Source organism: Aliiroseovarius halocynthiae, from assembly GCF_007004645.1.
Lineage (GTDB): Bacteria > Pseudomonadota > Alphaproteobacteria > Rhodobacterales > Rhodobacteraceae > Aliiroseovarius > Aliiroseovarius halocynthiae.
Window position 1 is genome coordinate 74,559 of sequence record NZ_ML660026.1, and the last position, 24,306, is coordinate 98,864.

General features: G+C 57.3%; 24 protein-coding genes. 9 read left to right on the top strand and 15 right to left on the bottom strand.

The window, feature by feature from the left end; translation table 11 throughout:
- The 5 genes from FIL88_RS14950 to FIL88_RS14970 all read right to left on the bottom strand — a co-directional run bounded on the left by FIL88_RS14950 (position 1) and on the right by FIL88_RS14970 (position 5,110).
- Positions 1 to 2,049 (bottom strand): acetyl-CoA carboxylase biotin carboxylase subunit, encoded by a 2,049-nt coding sequence (locus FIL88_RS14950; RefSeq protein WP_142854686.1) that lies wholly within the window; start codon positions 2,047 to 2,049, stop codon positions 1 to 3.
- A 143-nt stretch (positions 2,050 to 2,192) separates the two neighbouring features.
- The gene (locus FIL88_RS14955; protein ID WP_142854687.1) at positions 2,193 to 2,399 is read right to left on the bottom strand and encodes a hypothetical protein; all 207 of its coding nucleotides are present in this window, start codon (positions 2,397 to 2,399) and stop codon (positions 2,193 to 2,195) included.
- A gap of 337 nt (positions 2,400 to 2,736) precedes the next feature.
- Complete coding sequence (locus FIL88_RS14960) at positions 2,737 to 3,087, bottom strand: hypothetical protein (protein ID WP_142854738.1); 351 nt, start codon at positions 3,085 to 3,087, stop codon at positions 2,737 to 2,739.
- Positions 3,088 to 3,101: 14 nt separating this feature from the next.
- Entirely contained in the window at positions 3,102 to 3,575 is a 474-nt protein-coding gene (locus FIL88_RS14965) for a DUF6497 family protein (RefSeq protein WP_142854688.1), read from the bottom strand.
- A 2-nt stretch (positions 3,576 to 3,577) separates the two neighbouring features.
- Complete coding sequence (locus FIL88_RS14970) at positions 3,578 to 5,110, bottom strand: acyl-CoA carboxylase subunit beta (protein WP_142854689.1); 1,533 nt, start codon at positions 5,108 to 5,110, stop codon at positions 3,578 to 3,580.
- Positions 5,111 to 5,298: 188 nt separating this feature from the next.
- Here FIL88_RS14970 and FIL88_RS14975 point away from each other — a divergent pair, with 188 nt between their 5' ends.
- From FIL88_RS14975 to FIL88_RS14985, 3 genes are all read left to right on the top strand, one after another.
- Positions 5,299 to 6,531 (top strand): multidrug effflux MFS transporter, encoded by a 1,233-nt coding sequence (locus tag FIL88_RS14975; protein WP_142854690.1) that lies wholly within the window; start codon positions 5,299 to 5,301, stop codon positions 6,529 to 6,531.
- 89 nt (positions 6,532 to 6,620) lie between these two features.
- Entirely contained in the window at positions 6,621 to 8,021 is a 1,401-nt protein-coding gene (locus tag FIL88_RS14980; RefSeq protein WP_142854691.1) for a helix-turn-helix domain-containing protein, read from the top strand.
- Complete coding sequence (locus FIL88_RS14985; protein ID WP_142854692.1) at positions 8,018 to 8,851, top strand: alpha/beta hydrolase; 834 nt, start codon at positions 8,018 to 8,020, stop codon at positions 8,849 to 8,851. Before FIL88_RS14980 ends, FIL88_RS14985 begins: the two co-directional genes overlap by 4 nt.
- Positions 8,852 to 8,898: 47 nt before the next feature.
- Here the strand turns inward: FIL88_RS14985 and FIL88_RS14990 are convergent, their stop codons facing one another.
- The 4 genes from FIL88_RS14990 to betI all read right to left on the bottom strand — a co-directional run bounded on the left by FIL88_RS14990 (position 8,899) and on the right by betI (position 12,985).
- A complete protein-coding gene (locus FIL88_RS14990) occupies positions 8,899 to 9,138 on the bottom strand; it encodes a YdcH family protein (protein ID WP_142854693.1) in 240 nt (79 codons plus the stop codon).
- An 82-nt stretch (positions 9,139 to 9,220) separates the two neighbouring features.
- Positions 9,221 to 10,876, bottom strand: coding sequence for a choline dehydrogenase (betA, locus tag FIL88_RS14995; protein WP_142854694.1), 1,656 nt, complete (start codon positions 10,874 to 10,876; stop codon positions 9,221 to 9,223).
- 22 nt (positions 10,877 to 10,898) lie between these two features.
- Entirely contained in the window at positions 10,899 to 12,407 is a 1,509-nt protein-coding gene (gene betC / locus FIL88_RS15000; RefSeq protein WP_142854695.1) for a choline-sulfatase, read from the bottom strand.
- Positions 12,404 to 12,985, bottom strand: coding sequence for a choline-binding transcriptional repressor BetI (betI, locus tag FIL88_RS15005; RefSeq protein ID WP_142854696.1), 582 nt, complete (start codon positions 12,983 to 12,985; stop codon positions 12,404 to 12,406). Before betI ends, betC begins: the two co-directional genes overlap by 4 nt.
- 188 nt (positions 12,986 to 13,173) lie before the next feature.
- On the opposite strand from betI, the gene FIL88_RS15010 reads away from it, so the two are divergent.
- The 3 genes from FIL88_RS15010 to choV all read left to right on the top strand — a co-directional run bounded on the left by FIL88_RS15010 (position 13,174) and on the right by choV (position 16,041).
- Positions 13,174 to 14,106 carry a choline ABC transporter substrate-binding protein gene (locus FIL88_RS15010; protein ID WP_142854697.1) on the top strand — a complete coding sequence of 311 codons (933 nt, stop codon included), beginning with the start codon at positions 13,174 to 13,176 and terminating at the stop codon, positions 14,104 to 14,106.
- 76 nt (positions 14,107 to 14,182) lie between these two features.
- Positions 14,183 to 15,019 carry a choline ABC transporter permease subunit gene (gene choW / locus FIL88_RS15015; RefSeq protein ID WP_142854698.1) on the top strand — a complete coding sequence of 279 codons (837 nt, stop codon included), beginning with the start codon at positions 14,183 to 14,185 and terminating at the stop codon, positions 15,017 to 15,019.
- Positions 15,020 to 15,021: 2 nt separating this feature from the next.
- Positions 15,022 to 16,041 carry a choline ABC transporter ATP-binding protein gene (choV, locus tag FIL88_RS15020; protein WP_142854699.1) on the top strand — a complete coding sequence of 340 codons (1,020 nt, stop codon included), beginning with the start codon at positions 15,022 to 15,024 and terminating at the stop codon, positions 16,039 to 16,041.
- Between the two features lie 10 nt (positions 16,042 to 16,051).
- Here choV and FIL88_RS15025 read toward each other — a convergent pair whose 3' ends face one another.
- Complete coding sequence (locus FIL88_RS15025; RefSeq protein WP_142854700.1) at positions 16,052 to 16,516, bottom strand: hypothetical protein; 465 nt, start codon at positions 16,514 to 16,516, stop codon at positions 16,052 to 16,054.
- A gap of 107 nt (positions 16,517 to 16,623) precedes the next feature.
- On the opposite strand from FIL88_RS15025, the gene FIL88_RS15030 reads away from it, so the two are divergent.
- From FIL88_RS15030 to FIL88_RS15040, 3 genes are all read left to right on the top strand, one after another.
- Entirely contained in the window at positions 16,624 to 17,382 is a 759-nt protein-coding gene (locus tag FIL88_RS15030; protein WP_142854701.1) for a hydroxypyruvate isomerase family protein, read from the top strand.
- Positions 17,383 to 17,456: 74 nt separating this feature from the next.
- Positions 17,457 to 17,822: a VOC family protein gene (locus FIL88_RS15035; RefSeq protein WP_142854702.1), complete on the top strand. Its 366-nt coding sequence runs from the start codon at positions 17,457 to 17,459 to the stop codon at positions 17,820 to 17,822.
- A gap of 3 nt (positions 17,823 to 17,825) precedes the next feature.
- Positions 17,826 to 18,548: a helix-turn-helix transcriptional regulator gene (locus FIL88_RS15040; protein WP_142854703.1), complete on the top strand. Its 723-nt coding sequence runs from the start codon at positions 17,826 to 17,828 to the stop codon at positions 18,546 to 18,548.
- A 107-nt stretch (positions 18,549 to 18,655) separates the two neighbouring features.
- On the opposite strand, the gene FIL88_RS15045 is transcribed toward FIL88_RS15040, so the two are convergent.
- The 5 genes from FIL88_RS15045 to FIL88_RS15065 all read right to left on the bottom strand — a co-directional run bounded on the left by FIL88_RS15045 (position 18,656) and on the right by FIL88_RS15065 (position 24,158).
- Positions 18,656 to 19,039: a hypothetical protein gene (locus tag FIL88_RS15045; protein ID WP_142854704.1), complete on the bottom strand. Its 384-nt coding sequence runs from the start codon at positions 19,037 to 19,039 to the stop codon at positions 18,656 to 18,658.
- Between the two features lies 1 nt (position 19,040).
- A complete protein-coding gene (gene polA, locus FIL88_RS15050) occupies positions 19,041 to 21,833 on the bottom strand; it encodes a DNA polymerase I (RefSeq protein WP_142854705.1) in 2,793 nt (930 codons plus the stop codon).
- Between the two features lie 93 nt (positions 21,834 to 21,926).
- Positions 21,927 to 22,115: a zinc-finger domain-containing protein gene (locus FIL88_RS15055; RefSeq protein ID WP_142854706.1), complete on the bottom strand. Its 189-nt coding sequence runs from the start codon at positions 22,113 to 22,115 to the stop codon at positions 21,927 to 21,929.
- Positions 22,116 to 22,183: 68 nt separating this feature from the next.
- Entirely contained in the window at positions 22,184 to 22,567 is a 384-nt protein-coding gene (locus tag FIL88_RS15060) for a histidine triad nucleotide-binding protein (protein ID WP_142854707.1), read from the bottom strand.
- A 13-nt stretch (positions 22,568 to 22,580) separates the two neighbouring features.
- A complete protein-coding gene (locus tag FIL88_RS15065) occupies positions 22,581 to 24,158 on the bottom strand; it encodes a DUF5928 domain-containing protein (RefSeq protein ID WP_142854708.1) in 1,578 nt (525 codons plus the stop codon).
- Positions 24,159 to 24,306 lie beyond the last annotated feature (148 nt).

Here is a 24,306-nt window from a genome sequence, read left to right on the forward strand (position 1 = left end):
TTATTCGAACTCCATGATCACTTCGTCAACGGCAAGGCTATCGCCTGCGCCTGCATTGACCTTGGAGACAACACCCTTTTTCTCGGCACGCAAGATATTTTCCATCTTCATCGCCTCAATGGTGCAAAGCGCCTGGCCTTCTTGCACCTCTTGGCCGACTTCTGCGTCAACTTTCACCACCAGACCGGGCATCGGGCACAGCAGCATTTTCGACGTATCCGGCGGCAGTTTTGCCGGCATCAGGCGGGCAAGTTCGGCCTGACGCGGCGTGCGCACGTTCACCTTCAGATCCGCACCGCGCGAGCGCATGCGGAAGCCCGAACTGATCTTGTCGACCTTCAGCACCAACGGGGCGCCATCCACATCCAGCGTTGCAAGGCTGTCACCCGGCGTCCAGTCCGAGGAAACGCGCAGCTTTGTGCCGTCTTCGAACTTGATGGTCGAGCCTTTCTTGTCGGCCTTAACCTTCACGGCGAATTCCTCGCCCTGAAGGGTCACAACCCAGTTTTTGCCCACTTTGCGTTCGTGGTTATCCATGCGGCCCGAGATACGAGTGCGACGGATTTCCGCGACGCGGTACATAGCCGCTGCCGAGGCCGCGATACGTTTCAGGGCGTCTTTACCCAGCTCAACGCCGTCGAACCCCTCGGGATACTGTTCTTCGATGAATGCGGTGGTCATCTCGCCTTTAATAAAGATCGGGTGATCCATCACAGCCGACACGAAGGGCAGGTTGTGACCGATGCCTTCCAGCTCGAACCCATCAAGCGCATTGCGCATGGCTTCGATCGCTTCGTCGCGGGTCGGCGCCCAAGTACACAGCTTGGCGATCATCGGGTCGTAATACATCGAAATTTCGCCGCCTTCAAAGACGCCGGTATCGTTGCGAACTGCATAATCCGAGCCTTCGATCGCTTCGTCGGCCCACTTTCCGTTGGTCTGCATCGGGCCAGCCGCAACTTCTGCCGGAGGGCGATAGCGGGTCAGACGACCAATCGACGGCAGGAAATTGCGGTAAGGATCTTCCGCATAAACGCGGTTTTCGATGGACCAGCCATTGATCCCCACATCGTCCTGCGTGATCGACAGCGGCTCGCCATTGGCGACACGGATCATCTGTTCCACAAGGTCGACACCGGTGATCAGCTCGGTCACTGGATGTTCCACCTGCAAGCGGGTGTTCATTTCCAGGAAATAGAAATTCTTGTCGCCATCGACGATGAACTCCACCGTACCGGCCGAGGTATAGCCCACGGCTTTGGCCAGCGCGACCGACTGTTCGCCCATGGCTTTGCGGGTGGCTTCATCCAGGAAGGGCGACGGGGCTTCTTCCACAACTTTCTGGTTCCGACGCTGGATCGAGCATTCGCGTTCGTTCAGGTAGATGCCGTTGCCATGCGCGTCGCACAGAACCTGAATTTCAATGTGACGCGGCTGGGTGACGAATTTCTCGATGAAGATACGGTCGTCGCCAAAGCTGTTGGCGGCTTCGTTCTTGGACGATTGAAAGCCTTCGCGGGCTTCTTCATCGTTCCACGCGATCCGCATACCTTTACCGCCGCCACCGGCCGAGGCTTTAATCATGACTGGATAGCCGATTTCGTTCGAGATCTTTACAGCTTCATCCGCGTCCTCGATCAGGCCCATGTACCCCGGAACAGTCGACACATTGGCGTCCTGTGCGATTTTCTTCGAGGTGATCTTGTCCCCCATCGACACGATCGCACCTTTGGGCGGTCCGACAAACGCGACGCCAGCATCTTCCAGTGCCTCGGCAAATTTCGAGTTCTCGGACAGGAACCCATAACCGGGGTGCACAGCTTCGGCACCCGAATCCTTGATCGCCTGCATCACCTTATCGATGACGATATATGACTGGTTTGCCGGGGGCGGGCCGATATGTACGGCCTCGTCCGCCATTTTCACATGAAGCGCGTTGCGATCTGCATCCGAATAGATCGCCACCGTTTTGATGCCCATTTTGCGGGCGGTCTTGATCACGCGGCAAGCGATCTCGCCCCGGTTCGCAATCAGGATCTTGTTGAACATGTCCTGTCCTTTCGGTTCATGTGAGGGCACGACACCGGCCGGTGCCATGCTGATTGACATAGAAAAGCCCGCCGGACCGGGTGGTCGCAGCAGGCCGATTCTGTGATGAGGTCCCGCGCAGGGCGGAAGCGAAGAAATTCAGATCAGTTGCAGATGCCGACGCCAACGTCGTCGCACAGCGCACCAACGCCCGCACCGATGACCGCTCCGGTAAGAAGGTTGCCACTGGTTGCTTGTGCAACCACTGCACCTGTGGCTGCGCCAACTCCGGCGCGCTGAAGGTCATTCCACTGGCATCCCGCCAATACGGCAAGGACGAACGCACCTGTGATGAGCTTTCTGTACTGCATGTCTGACTGCCTCTTTCTAAGAGTGTTGTTGTTGCAGTCATTGTGCCCTGAATTCGCGCCCTTCCCAAGGCGTTTTTTCGCGGAGAGCGGTGTCGCGCCAGACGCCAACCCCTATCAATGCGGGAAAAAAGGCCCGGTTCAGATGCAAAAGCACTGAACCGGGTAGAAGAAGGGGAAGGGTAATGGTTTCGACAAACCATTGCAGAGAACGGGGATTTGTCCTCTGCATGTCCAACATGTTGGCACGAACCCACATAGACGCAAGCCCCTGCCGGACGCGTGCGTCGTCGTTGGGCTGTTTTTTGCCAGTTCGTATCCAATGCGGGCGAAATCATGCCTATTGTTCCTCAAACGCATCCGGGAACGCAGCACGTGCGCGCGCTTCGTCAATCATCAAAAGGGCTTCGTAGTCTTCAGCATCGAACGGATCCTGCGCCGGCAGAACTTCGCGTTCAAACAGCCAGGACAATCGCCCAGCATCCAAATTGCCACGCTCGAACGGCTGATCGCCAAAATAGTCCCACAACGCTTTCATAAACCCGTTATCTGCCCGGCGATCGGCAGGCTTGCGGTCGGCATAGCGCTCGCGCGCGGCCAGCTTTGTGGCCCCCGTCTTACTGGGGCGACGAATTGTAAATTGAAAGTCAGTTCCCGGCAGACGCCCGGGGAACCCTTTATGTTTCAGCATATACGGAAGTGCCATCAGAACCCATCCCAAACACACACCCCATTTTCGGGGCGGAAGGCTTCGAAAAACTGGGTCGCGTCCATGTCCGAGACGCCGAACTCGACCCAACGATCTGCCAGAACGATCACGATCTGCTCTGGCTCGGTTTCTGTGATCTTGGACAGGTGCGGCAGCACATAGTCCTGACAGATCACGGCCATATCCTCTTCCGCTTGCGAGAACGCGATGCGTCCCGTGTCGCGCGCGATTTCGGGGGCCAGAAATCGAACATGTATCGCCGATCCCCCCCGGTTGCCATCCTGATGATTGATTTCAAGCAGGGTGACAGGCTGACCCGAGGGCACATCCAGTGACATGCCTTCGGCCCAATCATCTTCGGATGCTGTCAACATCGTGGGCGCAGCAAGAGATAGGGCCAGGGTGACAGCAGCACGTGCTGCCACCCCGGTCAGGCCAAAAAGGCCCAGATATCCCGCCGTGCGACCCATGATCACAGCGGAATATTGTCGTGCTTCTTCCAGGGGTTCTGAAGCTTTTTGCCACGCAGCGATGCAAAGGCACGGCTGATCCGGCGACGCGAGGACCGCGGCTGGATGACCTCGTCAATGAAGCCACGCTCGGCGGCCACAAACGGGTTGGCAAAACGATCTTCATAGTCCTGCGTGCGCTGCGCGATCTTCTCGGCATCGTCCAGTTCCGAACGATAAAGGATCTCGGTCGCACCCTTGGCACCCATCACCGCGATTTCCGCGGTCGGCCAAGCATAGTTGAAGTCTCCGCGCAGGTGCTTGGACGCCATAACGTCATAGGCACCACCATAGGCTTTACGCGTGATCAGCGTGACCTTGGGTACAGTGGCTTCGCCATAAGCAAACAGCAGCTTCGCGCCGTGTTTGATCACACCGCCATATTCCTGGCTGGTGCCCGGCAGGAAGCCCGGCACGTCGACCAAAGTCAGGATCGGAATTTCAAACGCATCACAGAAGCGGACAAAGCGGGCTGCTTTGCGCGAGCTGTCGATGTCCAAGCACCCTGCCAGAACCATCGGCTGGTTGGCCACAACGCCTACGGTCTGCCCTTCCAGGCGGATGTAGCCGGTGATGATGTTCTTGGCATAGTCTTCCTGGATCTCGAAGAAATCGCCCTCGTCACCCAGCTTGGTGATCAGCTCTTTCATGTCATAGGGCGAGTTCGGGTTGTCCGGGATCAGCGTGTCCAGACTGTCATCCACGCGGGCCGGATCGTCAAAGAACGGGCGGACCGGTGGTTTTTCACGATTGTTCAAAGGAAGGAAGTCGACCAAACGACGTACTTCCGACAGGGCCTCGACGTCATTTTCGAATGCACCGTCAGCGACCGAGGATTTCTTGGTATGAGTCGAGGCGCCGCCAAGCTCCTCGGCTGTCACCACTTCGTTGGTCACGGTTTTCACTACGTCAGGCCCCGTCACGAACATGTACGAGCTGTCTTTCACCATGAAGATGAAGTCGGTCATGGCGGGTGAATACACCGCACCACCAGCGCACGGCCCCATGATCACCGAAATCTGCGGCACCACACCCGAGGCCATGATGTTGCGCTGGAACACCTCGGCGTAACCGGCAAGCGATGCCACGCCTTCCTGAATACGCGCACCACCCGAATCGTTGATCCCAATCACAGGCGCACCGTTCTGCATCGCCATATCCATGATCTTGCAGATCTTTTCAGCGTGCGTTTCCGACAGCGAACCACCAAAAACGGTGAAGTCCTGCGAAAACACATAGACCAGTCGGCCGTTAATCGTACCCCAGCCGGTGATCACACCGTCGCCAGCAGGCCTGTCGGCCTCCATGCCAAACTCGGTGCAGCGATGGGCTTTGAACATATCGAACTCTTCAAACGAGTCCTCGTCCAACAGCAGCTCGACACGCTCGCGGGCGGTCAGCTTGCCTTTCTTGTGCTGGCTATCAATCCGTCGCTGACCGCCCCCAAGGCGGGCTTTCTCGCGGCGGCTTTCAAGTTCTTGGAGGATATCTTTCATGTGGCGGCACTCCTTGATTTCGCTGCAAACTAGCCTGTGCGCCCCGTTGCGTGAAGCAAAAAGGGGCGAATTTGCAAATATGATGCAGAAGAAGGTGTGCAAATTGGAAATCTGCAAACTTTCACCCAATCCGGCCCAGCGATACGAAACGACTGGACAGCCCAAGGCACTGCGCATAGCTCTGTATCATGCAACTTAAAGACGCCAGTCCAGCGCAAAACACACGTTTTCTGGATCCCAGCACACCGCCAACTCTTTTCACCCTGACCTTCGTGGCAGCGATGGCTGCGGTGTCGATGAATGTTTTCCTGCCATCCCTGCCCGGTATGGCGCGGTATTTTCAGGCTGATTACCACCTGATCCAGCTGTCTGTTGCGCTCTATCTGTTTGTAAACGGCGCCTTGCAGCTTGTGGTCGGACCACTGTCAGACCGATATGGGCGGCGCCCCATTATCCTGTCCGGCTTTGCGATCTATATTATCGCAACATTCGGCTGCATCGTCGCGCCGGATGTCTACAGCTTTCTGGCATTTCGTATGATGCAGGCCACCGTAGCGGTTGGCATGGTGCTGTCCCGCGCTGCCATACGCGACATGGTTCCAGGTGATCAGGCGGCATCCATGATCGGATACGTCACGATGGGCATGTCCGTGGTGCCCATGCTTGCCCCCGGTTTGGGAGGTTTGCTTGATCAACATTATGGCTGGAAGGCCAGCTTCTGGCTGCAAAGCCTGACGGGGCTTATGGCGCTGGCGCTGCTGTGGCGCGATATGGGGGAAACCGCCCAGCGCCAGTTTGATGGCTTCGCAGCCCAGTTTCGCGCCTACCCCTCGCTACTGATGTCCCCCAGATATTGGGGCTATTGCCTGACCGCGACCCTGACCTCGGGCGCGTTCTTTGCCTATTTGGGCGGCGCACCCTATGTGGGCAGTGAAATTTATGGGATGGAGCCTTCACGCCTTGGATACTTCTTCGGCGCGCCTGCCGCTGGATATTTTGCCGGAAACTTTCTGTCCGGCCGCTTCGCCGTTCGCGTGGGCATGATCCGCATGATTTTTGCCGGCGCGATCATCACCGCGTTTGGCATGATCACTGCGATGGTGATCTTCGCCCTAGGCGGTGGATCCGAGTATATTTTCTTCGGCGCCATGATCCTTGTCGGGCTGGGCAATGGCGTCACACTGCCATCGGCAAATGCCGGGATCATGAGCGTCCGCCCGGAATTGGCGGGCAGCGCCATTGGCCTGAGCGGTACATTGATGATGATCGGAGGCGCAGGCGTTTCCGCCTTTGCAGGGTTCGCACTGGGCGATGGGATGTCGCCAATGCCTCTGCTGTGGGTGATGCTCACCTCGGCCCTGCTGGCCGTTATCGTGATGCTGGGCGTCATTCGGCGCGAGCGGCGGCTTGGCGTGTCCTGACGACAGCGGAATATCTTTGACCCGCATAGTTTGCAAATGATACGCCGGAAGATGACGAAATTTGCAAAGCGAGTGGGTTAAGCAACGCCATGGCCACGCAGAAACTCTATGCCGGTGTAAAACTGCGGGAGATCCGGTCCCGTTTAAACCTAACCCAGAAAGCCTTTGCCGAAAAGCTGGGCGTCAGCCTGCCCTATCTGAACCAGATGGAAAATAATAACCGCCCGGTGTCGACCGGTGTGGTGCTGGCCTTGGCACAAGAATTTGGCTTTGACGTCGCAGAACTGTCCACGGGCGACGCGGAACGGTTGGTGACAGATATGCGCGAGGCATTCGCCGACCCTGTATTTTCCGACATTCCCCCTTTGGCCGATTTACGGCTGGCGGCGTCGAATGCCCCTGCCCTTGCCCATGCGTTGTTAGAGCTGCATCGCGCTTACAGGCTTGGCCATGAACGCCTTGCATCCATGGATCAGAACATCGGTGTTGATGACACTCCGAACCAAGCAAGCCCGTGGGAGGAGGTCCGCGATTTCTTTCACTATTGCGACAACTACATCGATGCCGTGGATCGCGCCGCCGAGCATTTCGCAACAACCGGGACCGCACGCGGGTTAACCCAAGCCGCGATGGCAGAAGCTGTGTTGAAAGAGCGCGGAATCACATTGGTCCGCAAAGATGTGGACAAAGTGCGCAGCTATGATGTCGAACGCCGAGAGCTGACCCTTTCCACACGCCCGCCCCGCGCCACACAAGAGTTCCAACTGCTGATGCAGGTGGCGCTTCTGACGCAGGACGCGCTGCTGGAAGCCACTTTGGACTTCGCGCGTTTTCAAACAGACGAGGCACGCGCCATCGCCAAGCTGGGGCTCGCCAACTACTTCGCGGGCGCCGCGCTTTTGCCGTATGAGCAGTTTCTTGCCGCCGCTCACGAAACCCGCCACGACCTTGAACGGCTGGCAGATCGCTTTGGTGCATCAATCGAGCAAATCGCGCATCGCCTCTCGACCCTGCAGCGTCCCGGATCAAAAGGTATTCCCTTCTTTTTCGTACGCGTAGATCAGGCGGGCACGATCACCAAGCGTCACTCTGCCACGCGGTTGCAATTCGCCCGCTTCGGCGGTGCGTGTCCCTTGTGGAATGTCCACCAAGCCTTTGAAACTCCAGGGCGTTTCTTACGCCAGCTGGCTCAGACGCCAGATGGTGTGCGATACTTCTGCTTGGCCCGGAACGTCACCAAATCCGGAGGGAGCTTCGATGCCCCTGTCCGCCGCTATGCCATCGGGTTGGGATGCGAGGTGAAACACGCCGATGCTTTGGTCTATGCCGACGATTTCGACACGTCGAATGATGCCGCATTTGAGCCTATCGGTATCTCGTGTCGGATCTGCGAACGGCAGCTATGTCACCAACGATCGGTTCCTCCCCTTGAACGCAGACTACAAGTCGACCCATATTCGCGCGGAACCCTTCCGTACGAGATCACATGATGAAAAAGATTCTGCTTACTGCGTTGCTGACGCTATCCGTTTTGGTCACCGTGGGACCAAGCCTTGCGCGCGCGGAAAGCATCGCCACTCAGATCGAGCGCCGCATTTTCTATCAATTTGGCACGAAGTATCGCAACCCGACCAATGCCGACAAACGCCTAAGCGAGGTTCGCTACAAGGGGTTAATCCTTTGGGTCGCGAAACCAAAAAATGGCAAGCCAACGGTGATGTACCTGCCCGGATCAGCCGGGAACCTGTACTCGCGCAGCCATAAGTTCCGCTGGTTTATGGACCAGGGTTATGGGGTCGTCGCTATGGCCTATCCGGGGATGGCAGGCAGCAAAGGTAAACCCAGCCGCCAGAAAATCCAGATACTGGCAAATAGCCTCTATCGCGACATCCCAAAGATGACAGGCAGCAAGCGGATCATATTGATGGGCGAAAGCCTTGGCACAGGTGTGGCGCTGGCGCTCGCGGCAAGTAAAGCGGGGCGCGCCAACCCGCCTACTGCAATAATCTTGCAAGCCCCGTATACATCTTTGATTGACTTGACCGCGGCCAAGAACCCAGTCCTTCTGCCATTCGTGGCGGGGCGCAACGATCTTTGGCCGTCGAAACGTTTTATCAAGAATGTGAAACCTCCAACCTTCATCATGCACGGCCAAAAGGACCGCACAGTCCCGTTTCATATGGGCAAGCGATTACACCAGCTTTCGCCAGCTAAAAACAAGGTTTTAGCCGCACGCCCGCAAGCTGGGCACACGTCAATCTGGCGACCCAATGTACTAAAACCGCTGCGTAAATGGCTGGAAAAGATCCACAGGAAATAGTGAGGCCGGGCAATTTCCCGGCCTTTTGTCTTTGATCTGAACGATACTTATGCGACCGAGAGCATGCGATAAATCTCGTCCTTCAAGGTCGCGCGTTTCTTGCGCATGTCTTCCTCATTGAACTGATCGGTTGGCTCGACATTGGTTTCGGCGCGGTGGATTGCACGATTCAGCTCGTGGTACTCGTCCGCCAGTTTTGAGAAATGCGCATCCGACTGCTTTAGATCGCTCATTTTATCGAGATATTCTGGGAATTCTTCATTCAGCTCGTGGGGGGTGTGTGACATTCGCGTGTCTCCTTAGCCTAAAGTCAGGGGAAGTTTGCGCCGGGCAAGCTTCCCCCGCTTTGACAGGGATCAAACCGCGCGATTATCGCTGCAAATTTTGCCAATCCGGATGGATCCACGGTTCGTCATTCGCAGAGGGCAGACGACGTCCAAGAATATGATCCGAAGCCTTCTCGCCCACCATGATCGACGGGCCGTTAAGGTTGCCATTGGTGACACGCGGGAAGATCGAACTGTCAGCAACCCGCAGCCCTTCGACGCCAATCACGCGCAGGTCAGGATCGACAACGGCCGTTGGATCGTCAGCGCGACCCATGCGGCAGGTGCCACAGGGATGATAGGCGCTTTCCGCATGTTCGCGGATGAAGTCGTTCAGTTCGTCATCCGACTGATAATTCACGCCGGGTTGGATCTCGTGTTTCACATAGGGCTCGAAGGCTTTCTGAGCAAAGATCTCGCGGGTCAGGCGCAAACAAGTGCGGAAATCCTCCCAGTCCTGATCGGTCGACATGTAATTGAAGAAAATCCGTGGGGCTTCTTTCGGGTCCGCCGATTTCAGCGTGATTTCCCCGCGCGAAGGCGAACGCATGGGGCCGGTATGGGCCTGAAAACCGTGACCTTCGGCTGCCGCCTGCCCGTCATAGCGCACGGCAATCGGCAGGAAGTGATACTGAATATCCGGGTATTCGACACCGGCTTTCGAACGGATAAAGGCCGCACTTTCGAACTGGTTCGACGCGCCCAAACCGGTTTTGGTGAACAGCCACTGTGCACCCAACAGGCCTTTCCAGAACAGGTTCCAATAGCGGTACAGCGTGATCGGTTTTTTCGACGCATACTGCATATAGACCTCAAGGTGGTCCTGCAGGTTCTGGCCCACACCAGCGCGGTCTGCGACGACCTCGATCCCATGTTCTTGCAGATGGGCTGCAGGCCCGATCCCCGACAGCATCAGCAGTTTGGGTGAGTTGATCGAGCTTGCGGCGATGATCACCTCGGCCTCGGCGCGGATCACGTCGATCTTACCGCCACGCTCAACTTCAACCCCCACCGCGCGGCCATCTTCGATGACAATCTTGCGGGCGAAGGCGCGGATCAGTTCGCAGTTCTCACGCTCTAGCGCGGGGCGGAGATAGGCATTGGCCGCTGACCAGCGTCGCCCTTTCCAGACGGTCTGCTCCATTGGGCCGAAGCCTTCTTGCTTCTGGCCGTTGTAATCGTCGGTCACTTCATAACCGGCCTGCTTCCCCGCTTCGACAAAGGCATGGAAAAGGGGATTCTTTCGCGGGCCGCGCGTGACGTGCAGCGGGCCATTTTTGCCGCGCCAATCTGCATCGCCACCATGACCGCTGTCATGCCAGCTTTCCTGCCGCTTGAAATAGGGCAGTACATCCGCATAGGACCAGCCATCCGCGCCCTGTTCCGCCCAGTGGTCGAAGTCCTTGGCGTGGCCGCGCACATAGACCATCCCGTTGATCGAGCTGGACCCACCAACAACCTTGCCGCGCGGGGTCACCAGCGTTCGGCCCCCTAGATGCGGCTCGGGTTCGGTTTGGAAGCCCCAATCATAGGTCTTCATGTTCATCGGATAACTCAGCGCCGCCGGCATCTGAATGAACGGCCCGGCATCGGTGCCGCCATGTTCGATCACCAGCACCCGCTTGCCTGCTTCCGCCAGCCGATACGCCATTGCGCATCCTGCGCTGCCAGCGCCAACGATGATATATTCTGCTTGCATTGTCTTTCCGTCAGGTCAGGGGTTACTCGCCACGGGGGAAACGCGCGTTTTCTTCAACATTGTCGAGGTTCATGTGGTTGCGCATGTAGCGTTCCGAGGCTTTGCGAAGCGGCTGATAGTCCCAGGGGAAATAGGCGCCATTGCGCAGCGCTTCATAGACGACCCAGCGGCGGGCCTGGCTTTCGCGGACCTCGTTGTCATAAGCGTCCAGATCCCAGCGAGCTTCGGATTTCGCGCGCAGTGAATTTACCGTACCTTCATGCGCCGGATCCTCGGCCAGATTCACCAACTCATGTGGGTCGGCTTCCAGATCGAACAGTTGATCCGGGTCCAGCGCGCAGCGATTGTATTTCCACTTGCCATAGCGCAGGGACACGAGCGGCGCGTATGACGCCTCGGCGGCATACTCTATCGCCACCGGGCTGATGCGCTCTTCACCTTTTGTCAAACCCACGAGGCTTTCACCATCGACCCACGGCTTCACTTCTTCCAAAGAAATCCCGGCCAGATCGGCCAGCGTTGGGGTCACATCCAGTGTAGACACTGGCGTCTCGACCAATCCCGGCTTCATCCCCGGCGCCGAGATCATCAACGGCACACGCGCCGACCCCTCATAGAAGTTCATCTTGAACCACAATCCACGCTCGCCCAGCATGTCGCCGTGATCCGAGACAAACATAATGATGGCCTCTTGGCGGGTGCTTTCCAGAATATCCAGCAGCTCGCCGACCTTGTCGTCGAGATAGGAAATATTGGCGAAATAGGCGCGGCGCGAGCGGCGGATATCTTCTTCGGTGATATCGAAATTGCGCCAATCGTTGGCGTCGAAAATCCGCTGTGCGTGCGGGTCGTGATCCTCGTATGCCTTGGCGGGCACCGCGGGCAGAAGGTGCTCGCAATCCTCATAGAGGTCCCAGTATTTGCGACGCGCCACGTAAGGATCATGCGGATGGGTGAAGCTGACCGTCAGGCACCAGGGGCGTTCGTCATGGCCACGGGCCAGATCATAAAGCTTGGCGCAGGCGTTGTACGCAACCTCGTCATCATACTCCATCTGGTTCGAGATTTCGGCGACCCCTGCCCCGGTGACGGAACCCATATTGTGGTACCACCAGTCGATCCGCTCGCCCGGCTTGCGGTAGTCCGGCGTCCAGCCGAAATCAGCGGGGTAGATATCGGTGGTCAGGCGTTCCTCGAACCCGTGCATCTGATCAGGGCCAACAAAGTGCATCTTACCCGACAGCGCGGTCTGATAACCTGCACGGCGCAGGTGGTGCGCATAGGTCGGAATGTCGGATGCGAATTCAGCCGCATTATCATATACCTTGGTGCGGCGCGGCAGAAGGCCAGACATAAAGCTGGCCCGCCCCGGCGCACAAAGCGGGCTGGCGGTATAGGCGTTTTGAAACCTGACCGATTTCTCTGCCAATTTCTTCAGATTCGGAGCATGCAACCAGTCTGCCGGGCCATCCGGGAACAGCGTGCCATTCAGCTGATCCACCATGATGATCAGAATGTTTGGGGAGGTCATGCGTGGGTCTCCAGAATAATATCGAGGCAAGCCAGAACGCGATCACAGGCGCGTTTGCCGCTTGGGGTTTCTTCACGAAGGGCGTGGCGGATATACAGCCCGTCGATCATCGCCGCGAGCGTGTCTGCAACCTCGTGCGCATCCTCGCCCACCAATGGGCGCAGATCATAGACAAGGTTCGAATGCAGCCGGTGCTGATAAACGCGAAGAAGTCGCCGCGCACCGTCATTGCTTTGTGACATCACATAAAAATTCAGCCAAGCGCTGATCACTTCAGGGCGAAAGTTGCCGGCTTCGAAGTTCGCGCGAATAATTGCCTCGACCCGCTCACGTGGTGTCTTTGCGCCCAAAACGGCGGCGCGCACCTGCGCACTGTAGACAGACAAAATATGGCGCATCGCGGCTAGAAAGATCTGATCCTTCCCGCCGAAATAGTGATGCGCCAAAGCGCTGGAGACACCAGCACGTTTGGCAATTTGCGTCACAGTCACGTCAAGGCTTCCTGCGCGGCCGATCTCGTCGATCGTGGCCTGCACCAGCGCGCCTTTTCGAATGGGTTCCATCCCCAGCTTTGGCATGTGCCTCTCCGAATTGCGGTACGACAGGGTTGCTTTTTTTAATTGACTCGTCAATCAATAAAAAGCACCGTCTGCACCAATGAAGCCGGTTCCACCTTTGCGCTACCTGCGCTAGGGTCCCGCCGAGAGGTCTGCGCGCGCAGGCCCCGGCCAAGCAAGAAACCGCACCAAAAACAGGGAGCGAACTTATGAACCTCAAATCCACTCTTTCCGCCATCGCACTTACGGCTGTCGCCACGACCGCCTTTGCAGATGGTCACTGCGACACCGTGACCTTCTCGGATGTAGGCTGGACCGACATCACCGCGACGACTGCCGCAACTTCCGTTGTTCTGGAGGCTCTGGGCTATGAAACCGACATCAAAGTTCTGTCCGTACCCGTGACCTATACGTCGCTGGCTGAAGGTGACGTTGACGTATTCCTGGGCAACTGGATGCCTACCATGGAAGCCGACATCGCACCTTACCGCGAAGCTGGCACCGTCGACACCGTGCGCACCAACCTGGAAGGCGCAAAATACACGCTGGCCGTCAACAAAGCCGCCGCTGATCTTGGCATCAAAGATTTTGCTGACATTGCCGCCCAAGCAGACGCTCTGGAAGGCAAGATCTATGGCATCGAGCCGGGCAATGACGGCAACCGCCTGATCCAGTCGATGATCGACGGGAATGCCTTCGGTCTGGAAGGTTTCGAAGTGGCTGAAAGCTCGGAACAGGGGATGCTGGCACAGGTTGCGCGCGCCGACAAAAAAGACGAACCGATCGTCTTCCTCGGCTGGGAACCCCACCCGATGAACGCCAATTTCGAGATGTCCTATCTGACCGGTGGCGATGATTTCTTCGGCCCGAATCTGGGTGGTGCCGTGGTCGACACAAACACCCGCGCTGGTTACGTAGCTGAATGCGCCAACACTGGTAAGCTTCTGCAAAACCTCAGCTTCTCGCTGGCGATGGAGAACGAGATTATGGGCGCCATCCTGAATGACGGCCAAGATCCCGCTGATGCAGCCAAAGCGTGGCTGTCGGCCAACCCTGATGCGTTCATGGCTTGGCTGGACGGTGTGACCACCAAAGACGGTGGCGATGCTGTGGCTGCTGTCAAAGCTTCGCTGGGCATGTAAGCCACATCCAAGATGCTGAAACGCGCGAGGTCGAATCCTCGCGCGTTTTATATTGCCTGCAATTCCTGAGGATCCCATGAACTGGCTGACAGACACCAAAATTCCAGTCGGCAAAACCATCTCGGATGGGTTTGACTGGCTGACCGATGCATTTGGCCCCTTCTTCGATTTCGTCGACGAGGTGCTCAGCAACGGAATTGACGGGTTCCTTTGGCTGTTGCAGTACCCCCCCGCCCTATTGATCGTGGCAATGCTGGGTGCGCTGACCTTTTACATTCAGCGCAGCTGGGGCCGTGTGGTCGTCGTTGTGCTGTGCTTCCTTTATGTGCTGAATCAAGGGTACTGGGAAGAAACAACAGAAAGCCTGACACTGATTGTCTTCTCGGTCCTGTTTTGCATGGGGGTTGGTGTGCCAATCGGCATCTATGCCGCCCACCGCCCGCGCTTCTTCCAAGCGATTTTGCCGGTTCTGGATATGATGCAAACCATCCCGACCTTCGTGTACCTGATCCCTATGATCGTCTTGTTTGGCATCGGCATGGTGCCCGGTCTTGTCGCCACTTTCATCTTCGTTATCCCCGCCCCGATCCGCCTGACCCAGCTGGGCGTCAGCCAAGTGCCAAAGGCGCTGACCGAGGCAGGCCAAGCCTTTGGTGCAACCCGAATGCAAACCTTGTGGAAGATCGAACTTCCGTCGGCCTTCCCGCAGATTATGACAGGTTTGAACCAGACCATCATGCTGTCTCTGTCGATGGTCGTCATCGCCGCCCTTGTTGGCGCGGATGGCCTTGGTGTTCCGGTGGTGCGCGCGCTGAATACGGTGAACGCCTCGCTGGGCTTTGAAAGCGGACTGGTCATTGTGGCCGTCGCCATTGCCCTTGACCGAATGCTGCGCGTGGAACGGGAGGTCTGATCATGACTGCTGTAGAATTTGACAATGTCTCGATCGTATTCGGCGACAAGCCGGAAAGTGCCCTGCCCGGAATGGATGCCGGAAAGGACCGCTCGGAGGTAAAGACCGAAACCGGTCAGGTGCTGGGCGTGCATAACTGCTCGCTCTCCGTGGCCGAGGGCGAAATTCTTGTGCTGATGGGCCTGTCTGGCTCGGGCAAATCTACGCTTCTGCGCGGTGTGAACGCGCTGAACCCCGTGGTGCGCGGCTGCGTTCGGGTGAATGACGGCAGCGGCTTAGTCGATGTTACCAATGCCGATGCCGCCACTCTGCGCCGTATCAGACAGAACCACGTGGCAATGGTATTCCAACAATTCGGTCTCCTGCCGTGGCGCACTGTTCGCGAAAATGTCGGGCTTGGGCTGGAATTGGCTGGCATGGCCAAAGCCGAACACAAGGCCCGCGTGGACGAACAGCTAGAGCTGGTCAATCTCAGCGAATGGGCAAACCGCAAGGTCGGAGAGTTGTCGGGCGGCATGCAACAACGTGTGGGCCTGGCCCGTGCCTTTGCCACCCAAGCGCCGATCCTTCTGATGGACGAGCCGTTCTCGGCCCTTGACCCGCTGATCCGCGCCCGTTTGCAGGACGAATTGATCGAGCTTCAGCAACGCCTGAAACGTACCATCATCTTCGTGAGCCACGATCTGGATGAAGCGTTCAAATTGGGTGATCGCATCGCGATCATGGAGGGCGGACGCATCGTTCAATGCGGCACGCCCCGCGACATCTTCACCAACCCTGTGAACGAATATGTGGCGGACTTCGTTGCCCATATGAACCCGCTGGGCGTTTTGACCGCGCGCGACGTGATGGAAAGCGGGGCGTCAGCCGCGCCCGTCTCCGTCGATATTGCTGATCAGGTGGACGCGGTGATGAAAGCACTGGCAGGCCAAACCGAAATCAGCGTGATGCAAGACGGCCAATCCGTCGGGCGCATCACCCCCGACGCGGTGATGGCACGCCTGTTGGACCCGCGCAGTTGATCCAGCAGACCTAGTTGGTCAAGCAATAGCGCGTGCCGCCTTCAACCCAGTCCAAGCCAACCGCCTTGCGCGGGCAATCATTCTGGGCAATGGCGGGTTGAAGGCGCGCACCATCATTTCGCACCAAGTAATACTCGTGCGCATAGCTGAAGGGCCGCACCTGAAGATCCCAGCCAGTGATGGCCGAACCGCCAAGATGCGGGTCGCTGGGCGGCACCAAAAGCCAGTATTCGCGCCCACGCAGCCGCGTGCTGACCTGTTTCGACTTGAACCACAACGCACCGGGCTGACTGAGCGCGCACATTTCTGGCCGGGTCACGGCGCGTTTGGTGTCTGCATCCCCCTCGACCGATCGCCAGCCGGTCAAGCGATCGCAGAAACCGGCCGCGCCAAGCGACGCGCTCTTGCTCTGCCCCGACTGGCAGGCCGACAGGGCAAGGGCAGCAAGAATGGACAGGGCCGGGAAAATGCGCATGGAAAACCTCTTTAAACTACGAAAACCCTACAGCACCTTGGCCTTGCGTCAAGCGTCCGCATAGGCAAGGTTGTCGCGACCAGACAATCGCGATCTGAAAGCCGCCCATGCCTCGTTTTGCCGCCAACCTGACCCTTCTGTTTACGGAACTACCTTTCCTTGACCGCTTTGAAGCTGCTGCCGAGGCCGGGTTCGACGCCGTCGAAGTGTTGTTTCCCTATGAGGATGCCGCGCCAGAGGTTCAGCGTAGGTTGGCTGCTTTTGGGTTGCACATGGTGTTGATCAACACGCCACCACCAAATTGGACCGGAGGGGCACGTGGCTTTGCCGCAATACCCGATGGGCAAGATCGGTTCCGGCACGATTTCAAACGTGCACTGCGGTTTGCACATGCATTCAACGCAACGCATCTTCATATCATGGCTGGCGTGGCTGATGGCGACGCGGCGCGTTCCATATTTGTCGAGAACCTGACATGGGCCGCGGCCGAGGCCCCCAAACAAAGCCTGACCATCGAGCCGATCAATCAAGGCGATATGCCAGGCTATTTCCTGTCAGACTATGATCTGGCAGCCGACATTCTTGGCGAGGTGAACGCCCCTAATTTGGGCCTGCAATTCGATGCCTATCACGCCCATAAGATCACCGGGGACATGCCCGCAACTTGGAAGAAGGTAAAACATCTAACCCGCCACATTCAGATTGGTGGCCTGCCGGATCGGCACGAACCTTTGGCAGGCGTGATCGACTATCCCGCGTGGTTTCAGGGGCTTGATGACGGTGGTTATGACGGCTGGGTCAGCGGCGAATATCATCCAGCCGGACGGACTGAAGACGGATTGTCATGGATCAAGGGGTTCGACTGACAGGCTCCTGACACTATGCTGTCAGGAGGGGTGTGTCACACATGGCTCATCAACTTTGATGAAAGGAAAACACAATGACCCCTCCCGTAGTTTGCTGGGCCGAAATTCCCGTCACGGACATGGACAAGGCAGTCGCCTTCTACAACACCGTCTTCAAATGGACGATGGAGATCGACACTTCCGGCCCCAATCCCATGGCCACGCTGGGCGGTGCGATGGATACCACCGGTGGTCACCTGTATCCGGGCAAACCGTCAGCTGGCGGCAATGGCCCAACTGTCCATATCGTGGTGCCCGACGCGCTGGAAGACGCCGCCAAACGCTGTGCAGATGCAGGCGGCACGGTTCTGTGCGACCCGATTGAGATCCCGCCGGGCCGTTTCGTCTATGCGATCGACCTTGACGGTAACTCGATCGGCTTGTTCGAGCCGAAGGCCTGATCCATGCGCCGTGCCGACCGCCTTTTTCAGATTGTTCAGCTGCTTCGAGGCGGTCGGCTGACCACGGCGCGTGATCTTGCCGAAGAACTTGAGGTCAGCGAACGCACAATTTACCGCGACATCGCTGACCTTATCGGATCAGGCGTGCCTATTGAGGGCGAAGCTGGCGTCGGATATGTCATGCGCGCCGGATACGACATGCCGCCGCTTATGTTCACGCGTGAAGAAATCATGGCTGTGATCGCAGGCACCCATCTGATTGAGCGCATGGGCGGAGCGGCGATGGCAGCCTCGGCCCGCGAAGCGTTGATCAAAGTCAGATCCGTGCTGCCCGAGGCGCTGGAAGCACAGGCGAAGCGGGTCGAAATACACGCTGGTCCAACGTTGCGGCCCTCAGAGCGTGATCGGCATTTCATCGACCAGATCGAAAGCGCCATTGATGCGCGTTTACGACTGGCCATAACCTATGCAGACGAAGCGGGCGCAAAATCCACCCGTACCATCCGCCCGTTGGCGCTGTGGCTTTGGCGCAATGGCTGGTCCGTCGTAGGGTGGTGCGAGCTGCGCGAAGACCACCGCATGTTCCGCGTGGATCGGATAGAAGGTTTCACGACCGGAGACCGCTTCCGCGATGAGCGCGACAAAAGCCTGAACGTCCTTTATGCCAAGTTAGAGGCGCAAGGATTAGATCCCCGTGGAGATGGCGTTTTTTCCGGAAAGGCGTGAGGGGCGCTGCCCCCCCGCGCGATGCGCATTCACCCCGGGATATTTCAGGGCCAAAGATGCGACGGGCGGGAGCACGCGCGACGCTTGTGACACTGTCAACAATGAACCTACGCCGGATGCAGTAATCCACTGACCGTGCACGCCGGACCGAATTCAGGCGGCAGCAATTGAAACGGAAACTCTGTTCTTCTGCGCTTTGGGAATTCGATCACAAGACCATCAGCATCTGCCCGCCAGCGCCCATTCCCCCAAAGGTCATGCGCGGCATCGCATCCTCGTCCCAAGTGAATCTTGTCAATTCCAGTTTCGATATTGCTGTTGATACCCTTCCCCAAAATCCACGCCGCCGGATAGAGCGATGTTAATACCAAGCCCTCTTCGACTGTGGAAAGGCTATACTGATGCCCCTTGCGCGAGACAAAGATCGCGTCCTCGGCAGAAGCGGGCGAAGAACCAAGAACTGCGATTAGAACTACGGCCAAAAGGCGCATATCAATGCGCCTCGGCCCAGTTCATGCCGACACCAGCATCCACCACCAGCGGCACGTCCAGTTTGATCGCCGGTTCGGCGGCACCTTCCATGACATGGCGGACAGTTTCTATCACCTCATCCACCGCGTTTTCTTCGACCTCGAAGATCAGTTCGTCGTGAACTTGCAGCAACATCTTCGCGGGCAGTTTGGCGATAGCATCGGGCATGCGGATCATGGCACGGCGGATGATGTCGGCGGCAGTGCCCTGGATGGGCGCGTTGATCGCGGCGCGCTTGGCAAACCCAGCTTGGGGGCCCTTTGCACCGATTTCAGGCGTATGGATACGGCGACCGAACAGCGTTTCGACCCGTTTGTGTTCCTTGGCGAACTCGATTGTGGTGTCCATGTACTTGCGGATGCCCGGAAACCGTTCGAAATAGCGGTCGATGAAACCCTGCGCCTCGGACCGTGGAATGCGCAGATTGCGGGCAAGACCGAAGCCTGAGATGCCATAAATCACACCAAAGTTGATGGCCTTGGCCTGACGGCGGATGTCTGGCGTCATCTCGTCCAGCGGCACATCGAACATCTCGGATGCAGTCATGGCGTGGATGTCGTGGCCATCGCGGAAGGCCTTTTTCAGAGCGTCGATCTCGGCCATATGAGCCAGAATACGCAGTTCAATCTGGCTGTAGTCGAGGCTGATCAGTTTGGTGCCTTCAGGGGCTATGAAGGCCTCGCGAATGCGGCGGCCTTCCTCGGTCCGGACTGGGATGTTCTGCAGGTTTGGATCGGTCGAGGCCATACGCCCCGTGTTCGCCCCGGTCTGCGAATAAGACGTGTGCACACGCCCGGTCTCGGGGTGGATGTGGTCTTGCAGCGCGTCCGTATAGGTCGATTTCAACTTTTGCAGCTGGCGATAGTCCAAAACACGCGCCGCGAAAGGATGTTCTGTGGCCAGATCTTCCAGCACGTCCGCCGGTGTCGACCATTGCCCCGTTTTGGTTTTCTTGCCGCCCGGCAGCTCCATTTCGCCAAACAGGATCTCGCCGACCTGAGCCGGCGACTGAACGTTGAAATCGCGGCCTGCGATCCCATGCAGCTCGGCCTCGTACCCCGCCATTTTCTGGGCAAATGCGTTGGACATGCGCGACAGCACCTCGCGGTCGACTTTGATCCCCGTCATCTCCATCTGCGAGAGGACAGGAACCAGCGGGCGTTCCAAACGTTCGTAAACGCGGGTAACGCGTTCGCTGTGCAAACGCGGCTTCAGGATTTGCCACAGACGCAGCGTGATATCCGCATCCTCGGCGGCATATTTCACAGCGTCCTCAAGCGGAACGCGATCAAAGGTGATCGCGGACTTCCCCGTACCCAATAGCGATTTGATCGAGATAGGCGTGTGCGACAGATACACTTCAGACAGCTTGTCCATGCCGTGATTATGCAGACCCGCATTCTGCGCATAGGACATCAGCATCGTGTCATCAATCGGCGCGACATTAACCCCGTAACGCGCCAGGATCTTCGCGTCATACTTCATATTCTGCCCGATTTTCAGGATCGCGGGATCCTCGAGCATTGGTTTCAATGCGGCGATCACCTGATCCAAGGGCAACTGTCCCTCAGCCAGGTCCGAGCCACCGAACAAGTCATCGGCCTGGCTGGATTTATGGGTCAGTGGGATATAGCACGCCTCGCCCGGCTCTACCGCCATTGAGATCCCGACCAGATCGACAATCATCTCATCCAGACCGGTCGTTTCCGTGTCGAAAGCCACATAGCCGCGCGCATAGGCACGGTCGATCCATGCCGACAACGCGTCCATATCTTTGACCCATTCGTATTTTTCGGGGTCGATGGCGGGCATTTCGACGGCGGCAGGCGCATTGCTGACTTCGGGCTGCGCGATCTCGGGCGCGTCCAGCCCCAACTTCCCGGCCACGCGATTGGTCAACGTGCGGAACTCCATCTCGGCAAGGAAGGTCAGCAAGGTATCCGGCTCGGGGTCATTCAGCTCGAAATCCTCGAACGAGACATCCAGCTCCATCTGGTCGTCCAACTTGACCAACTCGCGGCTGACGCGGATCTGGTCGGCGTTCTCAATCAGGGTCTGGCGGCGCTTGGGCTGTTTGATTTCCTCGGCGCGTTCAAGAAGCGTATCAAGGTCACCATATTCGTTGATCAGAAGGGCCGCCGTCTTAATGCCAATGCCGGGTGCGCCGGGAACGTTGTCCACGCTATCACCCGCCAGCGCCTGTACGTCGACCACACGGTCGGGACCGACGCCAAATTTTTCTTCCACCCCTTCGACACCGATCCGCTTGTTCTTCATCGGGTCGAGCATTTCGACCCCGCCGCCCACAAGCTGCATCAGATCTTTATCCGAGGACAGAATGGTCACACGCCCGCCTGCCTCGTCTGCTTGGCGGGCAAGGGTGGCGATAATGTCATCGGCCTCGAACCCTTCGACTTCGAGACAGGCGATGTTAAAAGCGCGGGTCGCGTCGCGGGTCAGCGGAAATTGCGGGCGTAGATCTTCGGGCGCTGGGGGGCGGTTTGCCTTATATTCCGAGTAGATATCGTTGCGGAAGCTTTTGCCGGAATGGTCAAAAATGACGGCCACATGGGTGGGCGCATCGGCCCCTGCGTTGTCTTCAACAAACTTGAACAGCATGTTGCAGAACCCGGCTACCGCCCCGATAGGCAGCCCATCGGATTTACGCGTCAGCGGAGGCAGCGCATGATAGGCCCGAAAGATGAAGGCCGACCCGTCGACCAGATGCAGATGACACCCTTTGCCAAAGCTCATTGGAATTCCCCCTGAAGCACGTATGCCCATAAAGCAACAAAAGGCCGCGAGGCACCAGCCCGCGGCCCGACTTTTCAATACAGCCCGAAAGGGTCAGGCAGCTTTGTCACCGCCAGCGTGATCCCGGTGCACATATTTGCAGTCGCAATAGGGGCACTCGACCCAGCCTTGATCAGCCGGGATCTGAAGATAGACACGCGGGTGGCCCAGCGCGCCCTCGCCGCCATCACAGGCGACTTTGTAGCTGTCAACGATCTTGGTTTCCGGAGCCGGTTGGGTCATTTGAGACACCTCTGTCATTTCGTCATCATATTTACGCGCCACGCGGCATCACCCGCAAGGGCGAACCGTCATTCAACAGGCGATACCATACGCCCAATCGAACGGCCTGCCAGAATATGAATGTGCAGATGAGGCACTTCTTGCACGCCATGCTCGCCCGCGTTCGAGATCATCCGATATCCGTCGCCAGCATTGCCCGGCTCGATCCCTAACAGCGCGCACACTTTTCCAACGGCGCGGGTGAAGCCAACGATCTCTGCGTCACTGCCTTCGCTCGCTAGATGGTCAAAGGTTACATAGGGGCCTTTGGGGATCACCAGCACATGATGCGGCGCTTTCGGCTGGATGTCGCGAAAGGCCAGTGCGTGATCATCTTCATAGACAGTATCATTCGGAATTTCGCCGCGCAGGATCTTGGCAAAAATGTTCTGGTCGTCATAAGTGTAAGGCATTTGGCCTCCTGTATCAGTCATCAAACAGGTGATTGGTCTGGGCGATCTGAAGCGCCTCGTCCTGCGGGATCGTTAGAAATTGCGATAAGGCAAAGGCATTGTCCTGCGCGTCTCGCAGCTCGCTTATACGGTAATACCGCTCAAATCCGGCATCTCGGATGCGATCGCTTTCCCCCAGAACATCCGCCCTGATCGTCGGCAAAAGGCGCTCCATCGACTGGGACGGTGTGTTCTCGCCTGCAAGTCCGACACGGATGGCGTGACCCGCCAAATAGTCATCTGTGAAGACGCTTTCGACTTCCAGTAAACGCGTGATGGAACGGTCGGTGAAGAAATCCTGAAACATCTCCATGTTTTTGGGATCCATACAAATCACCATGCGATCCGTATCATAGTATTCATACAACATGCGCATCAGCGCTCGACGGTGGCGTGCACGCTTTCCCATCTGCGTCTGAATGCCGCCCAGATCAGGCATCGGGCAGCTTGCCTCGTCAAACAGGTATTCGATGGCCTGGATATTTGTGACCTCTTGGATCTTACTGGCTAAACGCTTAGCCACGTGCCATTTTTTCGCCACCACAATCAGAAGTTCGCGTTCACGGCCCAGACTACTTTCAGCTTCCCAGAACCGTGGTGCAAAACGAACCCCGTTTCGGCCCCGGCTGGTCAAGAAGCGAAACAGGCTGCGCCCTTCGTTCGAGATCTGGAACTCGATTCCCTTAGCCGCATAGAGTTCACCCAACCGCTGCTTTAGCTCGGTTGCCTCGGGGCTGATCTTGCGTGCGAACAGGAAATCCTGACTTAGCAGCAAGTCATAGTGGTCATTATAGAACGTCACCGGCATCCCATAGTCCGTGAACATCAGGAACGTCAGGGTGCTGGTGCAAATTTCCGTATCCGGCACAACATGGCGCACAATCGTCTGGAAAAAAGTTTCATCGGGGATCCAAGTTGACCGGAAAAACCGCATCACATCCTTGCGCTCACGGCAAAAATCCATGACCCATTCGACTGTCCGACGGCGCAAACACCACCATTGGCTGCCGATCATGACCTGAATATCGCTGGGGATATCGCGTTTCAGACCCAGCCGTTCTTGCAAACGAAATGAGGCATAGAAAAGCTTCTTGTGCTTTCGTTCATTCAGATAGTGACGGTAAATCAGACGCTCTTCCTTAAAACCGGTCTTAATCCAATCGCTTTCAAAGAAGTCAAAGCTCTCAATATAATCCACGTCCTCGCCATCCAAAAGCGCGTGCGCGTATTCGGCTGATTTGATCGCCATACAATCGCCAGACAGCATGTAGAAATGCGTCGCGCGAGGGAACGCATCTAACGCGGCTTCAACCGCGTTCAGTGACGCTTGCACTAAGGACCATTCGCCCCAACCGCATTTGATGCGCTTTTTGGCGAAGGTCACATTCGGATTGTCATTCAGTGCATCTTGAATACGCTGAAAATCCGCCGGATTGGCACGCGCATCAAAATGGATCGCCATATAATCGCCCGCCGCCGTCAACTGTCGGGCTTGCGAAATGATGGCCTCGGGATCTTTGTGGCACAACAGAATGAAGGCAATTTGAGCCATGTGACGCTTTACGACCTTTGGAGCTGACGACTAATTGACTAAATAGCGTGAAGACCTGTTGAATAAACAGAGATTCTTTACTTTTTTCACCAATCTGTTCACAAACGGGTCCGACGGTCCGGTCAAAGTAATTAGAAGGCGAGGTATA

Coding starts and splice junctions, on each gene's coding strand:
- FIL88_RS15035 (WP_142854702.1), top strand. CDS start 17,457: ATGACCCCTCCCGTAGTTTGCTGGGCCGAAATTCCCGTCACGGACATG.
- choV (WP_142854699.1), top strand. CDS start 15,022: ATGACTGCTGTAGAATTTGACAATGTCTCGATCGTATTCGGCGACAAG.
- FIL88_RS14990 (WP_142854693.1), bottom strand. CDS start 9,138: ATGTCACACACCCCCCACGAGCTGAATGAAGAATTCCCAGAATATCTC.
- FIL88_RS15030 (WP_142854701.1), top strand. CDS start 16,624: ATGCCTCGTTTTGCCGCCAACCTGACCCTTCTGTTTACGGAACTACCT.
- FIL88_RS14970 (WP_142854689.1), bottom strand. CDS start 5,110: ATGAAAGATATCCTCCAAGAACTTGAAAGCCGCCGCGAGAAAGCCCGC.
- polA (WP_142854705.1), bottom strand. CDS start 21,833: ATGAGCTTTGGCAAAGGGTGTCATCTGCATCTGGTCGACGGGTCGGCC.
- FIL88_RS15045 (WP_142854704.1), bottom strand. CDS start 19,039: ATGCGCCTTTTGGCCGTAGTTCTAATCGCAGTTCTTGGTTCTTCGCCC.
- FIL88_RS15060 (WP_142854707.1), bottom strand. CDS start 22,567: ATGCCTTACACTTATGACGACCAGAACATTTTTGCCAAGATCCTGCGC.
- betI (WP_142854696.1), bottom strand. CDS start 12,985: ATGCCAAAGCTGGGGATGGAACCCATTCGAAAAGGCGCGCTGGTGCAG.
- FIL88_RS14950 (WP_142854686.1), bottom strand. CDS start 2,049: ATGTTCAACAAGATCCTGATTGCGAACCGGGGCGAGATCGCTTGCCGC.
- betC (WP_142854695.1), bottom strand. CDS start 12,407: ATGACCTCCCCAAACATTCTGATCATCATGGTGGATCAGCTGAATGGC.
- FIL88_RS14960 (WP_142854738.1), bottom strand. CDS start 3,087: ATGCTGAAACATAAAGGGTTCCCCGGGCGTCTGCCGGGAACTGACTTT.
- FIL88_RS14975 (WP_142854690.1), top strand. CDS start 5,299: ATGCAACTTAAAGACGCCAGTCCAGCGCAAAACACACGTTTTCTGGAT.
- FIL88_RS15040 (WP_142854703.1), top strand. CDS start 17,826: ATGCGCCGTGCCGACCGCCTTTTTCAGATTGTTCAGCTGCTTCGAGGC.
- FIL88_RS14980 (WP_142854691.1), top strand. CDS start 6,621: ATGGCCACGCAGAAACTCTATGCCGGTGTAAAACTGCGGGAGATCCGG.
- FIL88_RS14955 (WP_142854687.1), bottom strand. CDS start 2,399: ATGCAGTACAGAAAGCTCATCACAGGTGCGTTCGTCCTTGCCGTATTG.
- betA (WP_142854694.1), bottom strand. CDS start 10,876: ATGCAAGCAGAATATATCATCGTTGGCGCTGGCAGCGCAGGATGCGCA.
- FIL88_RS15025 (WP_142854700.1), bottom strand. CDS start 16,516: ATGCGCATTTTCCCGGCCCTGTCCATTCTTGCTGCCCTTGCCCTGTCG.
- FIL88_RS14985 (WP_142854692.1), top strand. CDS start 8,018: ATGATGAAAAAGATTCTGCTTACTGCGTTGCTGACGCTATCCGTTTTG.
- FIL88_RS15065 (WP_142854708.1), bottom strand. CDS start 24,158: ATGGCTCAAATTGCCTTCATTCTGTTGTGCCACAAAGATCCCGAGGCC.
- FIL88_RS15055 (WP_142854706.1), bottom strand. CDS start 22,115: ATGACCCAACCGGCTCCGGAAACCAAGATCGTTGACAGCTACAAAGTC.
- FIL88_RS15010 (WP_142854697.1), top strand. CDS start 13,174: ATGAACCTCAAATCCACTCTTTCCGCCATCGCACTTACGGCTGTCGCC.
- FIL88_RS14965 (WP_142854688.1), bottom strand. CDS start 3,575: ATGGGTCGCACGGCGGGATATCTGGGCCTTTTTGGCCTGACCGGGGTG.
- choW (WP_142854698.1), top strand. CDS start 14,183: ATGAACTGGCTGACAGACACCAAAATTCCAGTCGGCAAAACCATCTCG.